The sequence below is a fragment of the Anaerolineae bacterium genome (assembly GCA_016931895.1).
Lineage (GTDB): Bacteria > Chloroflexota > Anaerolineae > 4572-78 > J111 > JAFGNV01.
The window spans coordinates 56,576-66,098 of the sequence record JAFGDY010000030.1; the positions used below are offsets into that span (position 1 = coordinate 56,576).

Annotated in this window: 8 protein-coding genes; all 8 read left to right on the forward strand. The window is 55.2% G+C overall.

Annotated features, from left to right (window positions below):
* Positions 1–19: 19 nt before the first annotated feature.
* The 8 genes from JW953_02600 (at position 20) to JW953_02635 (ending at position 9,429) form a co-directional block, all read left to right on the forward strand.
* A complete protein-coding gene (locus JW953_02600) occupies positions 20–1,705 on the forward strand; it encodes a pyridoxal-phosphate dependent enzyme (protein MBN1991565.1) in 1,686 nt (561 codons plus the stop codon).
* Between the two features lie 93 nt (positions 1,706–1,798).
* Entirely contained in the window at positions 1,799–3,127 is a 1,329-nt protein-coding gene (locus tag JW953_02605; GenBank protein MBN1991566.1) for a hybrid sensor histidine kinase/response regulator, read from the forward strand.
* Positions 3,128–3,132: 5 nt separating this feature from the next.
* Positions 3,133–3,861 carry a septum formation protein Maf gene (gene maf, locus JW953_02610; protein ID MBN1991567.1) on the forward strand — a complete coding sequence of 243 codons (729 nt, stop codon included), beginning with the start codon at positions 3,133–3,135 and terminating at the stop codon, positions 3,859–3,861.
* 34 nt (positions 3,862–3,895) lie between these two features.
* Positions 3,896–5,071: an MFS transporter gene (locus tag JW953_02615; GenBank protein MBN1991568.1), complete on the forward strand. Its 1,176-nt coding sequence runs from the start codon at positions 3,896–3,898 to the stop codon at positions 5,069–5,071.
* 224 nt (positions 5,072–5,295) lie between these two features.
* Positions 5,296–5,856 carry a bifunctional adenosylcobinamide kinase/adenosylcobinamide-phosphate guanylyltransferase gene (gene cobU / locus JW953_02620; GenBank protein MBN1991569.1) on the forward strand — a complete coding sequence of 187 codons (561 nt, stop codon included), beginning with the start codon at positions 5,296–5,298 and terminating at the stop codon, positions 5,854–5,856.
* Positions 5,857–5,921: 65 nt separating this feature from the next.
* A complete protein-coding gene (locus JW953_02625) occupies positions 5,922–7,139 on the forward strand; it encodes an MFS transporter (GenBank protein MBN1991570.1) in 1,218 nt (405 codons plus the stop codon).
* Entirely contained in the window at positions 7,139–7,564 is a 426-nt protein-coding gene (locus JW953_02630; protein ID MBN1991571.1) for a pilus assembly protein CpaE, read from the forward strand. The genes JW953_02625 and JW953_02630 overlap by 1 nt, the downstream gene beginning before the upstream one ends.
* A 101-nt stretch (positions 7,565–7,665) precedes the next feature.
* On the forward strand, positions 7,666–9,429 hold the full coding sequence (locus JW953_02635) for a DUF4231 domain-containing protein (GenBank protein MBN1991572.1): 1,764 nt from the start codon (positions 7,666–7,668) through the stop codon (positions 9,427–9,429).
* The last annotated feature ends 94 nt before the right edge of the window (positions 9,430–9,523 follow it).

Here is a 9,523-nt window from a genome sequence, read left to right on the forward strand (position 1 = left end):
TTGTTAAGCGAGTAAGCCCGTGTCTAAACGATTTTCTTATCAATGTCCTAAATGTGGCCACAGCCAGGTCTATAAAACGTTGGCGGAAGCCTGTCCAGAGTGCGGAGGGGATTGGCTTGATTTTATTTATGATTTAAATGAAACCGTTGCTACCTGGCAGCGGGAGTTGCCGCTCCGGGACCGGACCATGTGGCGGTATTGGGAGCTGTTGCCCCTGCTCAATGAAAGCAATATTGTTTCTATGGGCGAAGGTTGGACCCCGCTGCTGCACGCCGAAAATCTGGGTTCTATGTTGCGGCATGGCAATCTTTTTATCAAAGACGAAAGGCAAGGCCCCACCGCCTCTTTTAAAGACCGGCAGGCCTCTCTGGCCCTTTCTGTGCTCAAGGAAAATGATTTAAAGGAGATGGTGGTGGCCTCTACCGGCAATGTGGCTATTTCTTATTCAGCCTATTGCGCCCGCGCCGGGGTAAAGTTATGGGCCTTTTTGGATAGCGATGTGCCTCACGAAAAAATGCGTGAGGTTACGCTCTATGGCACCGAAGTGATCAAAGTATCCAGCAGCTATGATCGCACCAAGCAGGTGGCCGCCCAATTCGCCCAACATCGAAACCTGTTTCTGGATAAGGGCATCCGGGGCGTGGCCGCCAGAGAAGCCATGAAAACCATTGCCTTTGAAATTGCCGAGCAGTTGGGGCGTAAGCTGAACATGGGCTGGACCGCGCCGGATTGGTATATCCAGGCCGTTAGCGGCGGAATGGGGCCGATTGGCGTTTGGCGCGGGTTTCACCAATTATACGAGATGGGCCTGGTTAAAAAAATACCTAAATTGGCCGTTATCCAAACCGCCGGCTGCTCCCCCATGGTCAACAGTTTTCACAAAGGGCTGGAAATTTGCGAAATTGTTGATAATCCGTCCAGCATTATCAATGTTCTGGCCACCGGCAATCCCGGCCCGGCCTATCCTTACTTGCGCCGTCTTGTGCTTACGCATGGCGGGGCTTTTGTTAAAGTAGACGACCAAGCTTCTTTCAGAGCCATGCGGGTGATGGCCCAATTAGAAGGCTTATCTATGGAACCGGCGGCGGCGGTGGCCTGCGCCGGGCTGGTGCAAATGATCCAAAATGGCCTCATCCAGCCCAACGAGGTGGTGGTGGTTAACGCCTCCGGTCACACCTTCCCGGTGGAAAAACAAATTCTGGAAAACGAAATTGTCAAAAGCCACACCCGGGTTCAGGAACTGGAAAAAGAGGTAGTGGAAGGAGAACAACCGGATACCATTCATCTGCGCCAGGAGGGCCTGTTAACGGCCCTGGAACGCCTGGACGACCGCGTGCAGAGCGTGGCCATTATTGAAGACGAACCCGACGCCCGCATTTTGCTGCGCCGCATTTTGCAGCACAATAAGCGGCAATATAGAATTTTTGAAGCCCCCGACGGCGTCAGCGGCATCTCGCTGATTCGTGCAGAACGGCCTGATCTGGTATTATTAGATTTAATGATGCCCGAACTGGATGGGTTTTCGGTGCTGGATACCATCAAGGCTGATAGAGATTTGCGCAACATCCCCGTGATTGTGATTACGGCCAAAGATTTGACCAGAGAAGATTACGAACGCCTGTCGGGGCGAGTTGAATCGCTGTTGCAAAAGGGGATGTTTATGGAAGAGGAACTTTTTGAAAGTATCAGTGATGTGCTAGAATAATAAAGCGCATTAGTTTGGGGTGGCAAAAAATAGGCGGTAGACAGGTAAATGGGGCTATTCCCTGGCTACCGTTTGCTATTTGGAGATACCGCATTGGCAAAACAAAAACGTGCTGATGGGTCAGGCCAGAAAAAAATATTATATATTGATGACGACCCGATTAATCGGTCTCTTATCAGCCGGTTGTTGACCAGTTACAACTTTAAGGTGCTGGAAGCGCAAACCGGCCTTGAAGGCATTACCATTGCCCGCAACGAAACGCCCGATTTGATCCTTATGGACATCAATATGCCGGGCCTCGACGGCCATGAAACCACCACCCGCATGCGAAGCCTGCCGCTGCTGGAAAAAATTCCCATTGTGGCCGTAACGGCCCGCACCACCACCGGCGAGCGAGAGTTGGCCCTGGCCGCGGGCTGCGATGGTTACATTCCCAAACCCATTGACGTTGACCAATTTCCCGAGCAGGTGATTACTTACCTGGACGGTTACCGGGACACCATTTCGGCCACCCAACGAGAGTATTACCTGGGGCAATACAGCCAAAAATTGGTGGAGCGTTTGGAAGCCAAAATTGTAGAACTGGAAGAAGCCAACCGGCGGCTGCAAAAAACCGATAAACTGAAATCCGACTTCATTACCCTCACCGCCCACGAATTCAGAACACCCATCACCCTGGTTTATGGTTACGCCCGTTTATTGCATACCACCGTTCAAGAATCTGGCCGGGAAGACCTGACCCAGGGCACCATTGGCGAACTGACCGACCGAATTAGCCAGGCCGTGCAGCGTTTGAACGAGGCCGTCAACGATATTCTCAATATTTCTCTCATTGAATCCGATGAAATGCGCCTGGATACCCGGCCCATCAACCTGGCCAAAATAATCAATGCCGCCCTGCAAGAGTTGGCCCCCGCCGAACATGGCCGCGATTTGAATATCACGCTTGAAAATTTAGACACCCTGCCCTCGGTTAAAGGTGATGCGGAACGGCTCCAACAGGCATTTTGGAATTTGCTCAGCAACGCCATAAAATTTACGCCCGACGGCGGCTCAATTGTGATCAAAGGCCGGATAACCGATTCCCTTTCTTCCGAGTTTGCCGCCGCTCCCGCCGCGCCCCTGCCATTTAAAACCCCCAAAGAGGGCAAATGGATTATTATTTCCATTAAAGATAGCGGCATTGGCATTGACCCCTCTGAACAAAAAGAAATTTTTGAACACTTCTACATTGTTGGCAATACAGATTACCACACCAGCAGTAAAACCGCCTTTGGCGGCGGCGGAATGGGGCTGGGCCTGCCTATTGCCTGCGGGATTGTCAAAGGCCACGGAGGCCGAATATGGGTTGAGAGCGCGGGCCGCGATGTAGAAAAAAATCTGGGCAGCACTTTTTACGTACTCCTGCCGCTCAGAAATTGAGCCAAATGCCCCCGCAATCCCCGCCTCCTCCGGCCCCCCCTTTTTTTGTGCTTGCTTCCGGCTCTCCCCGTCGCCGGGAGTTTATGGAACTGTTGGGGCTGCCCTTTACCGTTTTGACCCCTCCCGCGGCGGGCAGCCAGGCCGTTGACGAAACCCCCCTGCCCGGCGAAACCCCGCCGGCCCTGGTGCAGCGTCTCAGCCGGATTAAGGCCAGGGCAGTGGTAGACATGCTTCCCTTGTTTGGGCCTGACCCTTTGACCGCAAAGGGCTTGGCTATTGTTGTTGCTGCCGATACCGTTGTGGTTTTGGCAGGCCAAATTTTGGGTAAACCCTCTGGTCCCGCCGAAGCCGGGCAAATGCTCAAACAATTGCGGCAGCAACCCCACTATGTCTACAGCGGCCTGACCGTCATTGCCGCCGGTTGGGAAACAGGTCAGGCGCACATTTCCAAATCAATCACTCGCCTGCATCAAAGCAAAGTCTGGATGCGGCCCTACACCAACGCGGAAATTGCAGCCTACGTGGCCAGCGGCGACCCGTTGGACAAGGCCGGAGCTTACGGTATTCAAAACAAATCCTTTGCCCCTGTTGCCCGCCTGGAGGGTTGTTTTGCCAGCGTAATGGGCTTTCCCCTGGGCGAATTGGCGGCTGCGCTCAAAGAGATCAATATTTCTCTTCCTCCCGTAGCCCGCCTGTGCGCCCAACATACCCACCATCCTTGCTGTCAAGAATAGCGCGTTTGGCCCAACAAGTTTATACTCCCAGGCTATGTCGTTCAGAGATAGCCTCAATGCGTTGTTTGGCGTCAGCCTGCGGGTAATTGGCCTTATATTTGGAATGCGGCTTATTCGCGATACCGGCGCGCGGATGGTTTTGCCCTTCATCCCGCAAATTTCGGCAGGGTTGGGCCTGACCATTATTGTTTTTAGTTGGCTCATCTTCATCCAGGCGATGGTGGGAATGGTTGGCCCAATTTTTGGCATGTTGTCGGACCGTTACGGTCGGCGCAAAATTATGGCCCTGGGCCTTTTCTGCCAGGGGGTGGGCGCCCTGGGTTTGGCTGCCTCCCGGCAAGTTTGGGCCGGGCTGCCTATGCTTGTTCTTGGCCTGGGTTTGGCTATCTTCATCCCGGTGCAGCAGGCTTACATTAGCGATCAAGTAGCCTACCAAAAACGCGGGCGCGCCCTGGCCGCCATAGAGTTTTCTTGGGCGCTGGTGGCCATTCTTATTTTGCCGGTGGTGGGCTGGTTGATGGCCCGTTTTGGCTGGCGCACGCCTTTTTTGGCGTTGGCCCCCTTTGCTTTTTTGGGGGCTATCCTCACCTGGTGGGGCCTGCCCCGCGTTGAACATCACACCCGAGCCGGTCTATCCTGGATTCAAGTGCGGACGGTTTGTTTTCGCCCCAATGTCCTGGCGGCTATGGTCGTATCCTGGCTGATCTTTGTGGCGTTGTCGTCATTTTTTTCCCTGTGGGGCATCTGGTTGACCGGCGATTTTGGCCTGGATGCCGCCGCCCTGGGCCTGGTGGCTACCGCCGTTGGCATCACCGAGTTGGGCGGCTCGGTTTCATCCAGCCTCTTCATTGACCGTCTGGGTAAAAAACGCGGCGCAGGGTTGGGGCTTTTTCTGGCGACCATTATTTTCCTGCTGCTGCCCCTAAGCCAGGGCCGGTTTGCCTGGGCGATTGGCGGGCTGGTCAGCCTGGGGCTGCTGCTGGAATTCACCATTGTTTCGCTCATCCCCCTCTATTCCGAGCAAGCCCCGGAAGCGCGCGGCACGGTGCTCTCGCTGATGGCGTTGGGATCGGCCATGGGACTGGCCATAGGCCCACCGCTGACCGCCACCCTGTGGCAGCAATTTGGTTTGGCGGCCGTCAGTGGGATTGCGGCCGGCTGTGTGTTTGTAGCCCTGGGGATTATGGGGAAATTTTTGCGCGAGGCCTGACTTTGGCCAGAGCAGTTGTGTCCAACCCTAACTGTGGTTATAATCACTGAACATACTCAAGCCCTTAGAACGTGTTTCTTAAATACATCGGCATGTCATTTCGAGGAGCGTAGCGACGAGAAATCTCCTTCAGACGGATGTTATAAGGAGATTTCTCGGCCTGACGGCCTCGAAATGACATTTAAGAAACACACTCTTATCTCTGTAATGGGAGAATAATTGTTTTGGCAGCACCCCTCATTTTGATTTTGGGCGGCGCGCGGAGCGGCAAAAGCGCCTACGCCGAAAAACTGGCCACTGAACGGGGCCGGCGCGTGCTTTATATTGCCACCGCCGAAGCCGGCGACGAGGAAATGGCCCGGCGTATCGCTGCGCATCGCCAGGCTCGACCCGCCGCGTGGCAAACCCTGGAAGTATCCCGCAACGTAGAGTCTGCCCTGGCTGCCATTGACCATCGCCCGGACGTTTTTCTGCTCGATTGCCTGACCTTGCTGGTATCCAACATTATCCTGGCGATGCCGGTTGCGCCACAAGCCGATGTTGAAACAGCCGTCCAGGCCCAACTTGAGGCCATTGTGGCTGTGCAAGCCAGATTAAATGTTCCCTTCATTGTGGTTTCCAACGAAGTGGGACTGGGCCTGGTGCCGGAATATCCGCTGGGCCGGCTCTACCGGGATGTGTTGGGCCGGGCCAACCAATATCTGGCCGCTGCGGCTCACCAGGTGCTATTTATGGTGGCCGGTTTGCCCATGATCGTAAAAAACGTTCATAATTGTGAATGGTGAATTGTGAATGAATAATTGTTAATGAGTCGTTAACTGTGTGCCGTTTGTTATTTGAAAGGACGCTCATGAGTTTTTCTGAAACCACCCTCTCCACCGGCGCTGTTTCCGCCGGCGCTGAACGGAAAATCGCCAGAACAGCCGGTTATTACATGGCCTTTACCGCCCTGGGCATGGTGGCTGCGGTATTGGGGCCAACCCTGCCCGGCCTGGCCGAACACACCCAAACCGAATTGCGCGAAATCAGTTACCTCTTTATGGCCCGTTCCCTGGGCTATCTGCTTGGAGCGCTTGCGGGCGGGCGCTTGTACGACCGCCTGCGCGGGCATCCGGTGATGGCCGCTACCTTGGTGATAATGGCCGTTACCATGGCCCTAACGCCGGTTATCCCTTTGTTGTGGCTGTTGTTCATGGTCTTATTGGTCATGGGCATCGGCGAGGGCACGGTGGATGTGGGGGGCAATACCTTGCTGGTCTGGACGCATCGCGACAAAGTGGGGCCGTTCATGAACGGCCTGCACTTTTTCTTTGGCGCGGGCGCGTTTTTGGCGCCCGTTATCATTGCCCAGGCGGTCAGGTTGAGCGGCGATATTAACTGGGCCTATTGGATACTGGCCTTGTTGATTTTTCCCATTTCGGGGTGGCTGCTGCGCCTGCCCAGCCCTATAGCCCAGGCTACCGCCGAAGACCGCCCGGCCGGCCCGGTGAACCGCCTGCTGGTTGGCCTGATAGTATTTTTCTTTTTTCTTTACGTGGGCGCCGAAGTTGGTTTTGGCGGCTGGATTTTTACTTATACGATAACGCTGGAACTGACCGGCGAAACCTACGCCGCTTATTTAACCTCGGCGTTTTGGGGCGCGCTGACTCTGGGCCGGCTGGCGGCCATTCCCTTGGCCATCCGGCTCAGGCCCCGGTATATGCTGTTGGGCGACCTGTTGGGCTGCCTGGCCAGCATCGGGATTATTTTGCTCTGGCCCGATTCCATTGTGGCCGTGTGGTTGGGGACGTTGGGGCTGGGGCTTTCCATGGCCTCAATCTTTCCCACCACCCTCAACCTGGCCGAGCGCCGCATGCCCATTAGCGGCCAGGTGATGAGTTTGTTTTTTGTGGGCGCCAGCATCGGGGCCATGTTTTTGCCCTGGTTAATCGGCCAACTTTTTGACGCTATTGGCCCGCAGGCAGTGATGGGTGTGATCATGGCCGATGTATGGGTGGCGGTGGGTATCTTTTTTATGCTGATTGTCCATTCGGTTCGCACCGCTGCCCCGGATGAGGTAAGCCTGTAGTGCTCTCTATAACCCTGGCGCAAAAATTAAAAGCAGCCGGCCTGGCCTGGACCCCGGCCAAAAAAGATTTTTTTGCCATCCCCGACCGCGGCCTTGATGAGATGATCTTTGTGATCAGCGATATGACCGTGTTTGTTGAAACGTTGAAGGGACAATTGGCCGTTACGTTCCACGGCGCGGTGGAGTGGGCCTTGGATTACATCATGGTGGGCGAACTGGTCTGGCTGCCCACCGAAGCCCAATTGCGGGAATTATTGGAGCAGCGCCTCATCGGCGAGCCGGAGCCGCGTTTGACCTTGAACAGCACTGCCGATGGTTATTGCTGCACGATTCAATTCCATGGCGACCGGCCGGCGTTTGAAGCCTTTGGCGCCAGCGAGGCGTATGGCCTGGCCCTGTTACACGTTTTAGAAAATAGCCCGTAAAAAGTCTGATCCAGACCTTAACATAAAGTTGTCTTTTGCTGAAGTCCGGTTTATAATTGAACAAGTGTTTTGTTACTCTTGAGCCAAATTGGAGGTCGCGCGTGGGTCAACAAACAACTCAAACCCCAACCGAAATTCTGTTCCCCGACAACCGGCGGGCGCGGCTGGTCTCGCCCCCGGCCAAAACCCAACCGGCCGATATTGTGCAGGCCCTCAACCTGGCCCCTCCCCAGGCTGTTATTGTGCTTTCCGGCGGGGCGGGTAATCTGGAAGACAGCCTGAAGCCCCGCCTGTTCCAATTTTTCAGCCGGGGCATTGCCCGGGTGGCGGTAGAAAAAAAGGCCTTGATCATTGACGGCGGCACCCAATCGGGCGTGATGGAAATGATGGGCCGGGGCGTGGCCGACCGGGAATGGCAGACGCCGCTGCTGGGCGTGGCTCCGGCCGGCCGGGTGACCTATCCCGGTTTTGACAAAGAGGGGACGCCGCTGGAGGCCAATCACTCCCACTTTGTTTTGGTGGATACCGACGAGTGGGGTGGTGAAACCAAAACCATGTTCGACGTTGCCGCGGCGTTGGCCCAGGATGGCCCGGTTGTAACCGTTCTGGTCAATGGCGGCAGTATTGCCAAGCAGGAGATATTGCGCAGCGCGCGGGAAGGGTGGCCGGTGGTGGTGCTGGCCGGCAGCGGCCGGCTGGCGGATGAACTGGCGGCTTTATGGCAGGAGCGGCCCGACTTTATTCCCGACGCCGTGCTGGCCGAGATTATTGCCGACGGCAACCTGCACTTGCTGCCTGTGGAAAGCACCGTAGCCGCGTTTGAGCGGCTCCTGGGGCGTTTGATTGACGATCAATCCAAAGGAAATACCACCCTGGAACTGGCCTGGCGGCGTTTTGCCCGGTATGATACCAACGCCATCCGCCAGCAGAAAAATTTTAAAAATCTGCAAATCTGGATTCTGCGGCTGGGCGTGTTAGGCACGCTGTTGGTGGTTGTTCAGGCCAGCTTGAGATTGATGGGCTTTTGGCCTGGCCTGGCCTGGTTGGACCGGACCTTGCACTACATTATTGTTTTTGTGCCAATTACCACGTCGGCGTTAATTGCGGCGGCTAACCGTTTTGACGCGGGCAACAAATGGGTGCTGCTGCGCGGCAGCACCGAAGCCATCAAGCGGGAGATATTTCGCTATCGCGCCCGGGCCGAAATCTATAGCCGGCCGCAAACCATTCGCACCTCGCCCGAGGCCAAGCTGGCTCGCAAAGTGGAAAGCATCAGCCGCCAATTGATGCAAACCGAGGTCAACCTATCGGCGCTCCGGCCATATACAGGCCCTATTCCCCCCGCTTATATTTTATCCCCCGGCGACGACGGCTTGAGCGCGTTGACGCCCGATCAATATCTGGCTTTTCGTTTGGAAAACCAGCTCAATTTTTACCGGGACCGGTCGCTTAAGCTGGAAAAACAGTTGCGGCGCTACCAATGGTTAATTTACATTGCCGGCGGGGCAGGCACGCTGCTGGCCGCCGTTGGACTGGATTTGTGGATTGCCTTGACCACGGCTTTGGTGGCGGCTTTTACCACTTATCTTGAGTACCAACAGGTGGAGAATACGCTGGTAAAATATAATCAAGGTTCGTCCAATCTGGCCAATGTGCGGGCCTGGTGGTTGGCCCTGTCGGCGGAAGAGCAGGCCAGCCAGGACAATATTGACAAATTGGTGAGTCACACCGAAAAGATCATCAAAAACGAACACGCCGGTTGGGTGCAGGAAATGCAAGACGCCCTGGCTGATTTGCGCGCCCAACAAACCCGGGAAAGCGATGAGCAAGCCCAAACCCCAACATTAACGGACGAGGAGTCTTAATTAAAGCTGATTCTTTGGTATTTTCCGAGGAAACCACGAGATGTAGTGGTATTCACAATTAACGGAAAAGGTGATAAACTGATAGCTTGCCCAA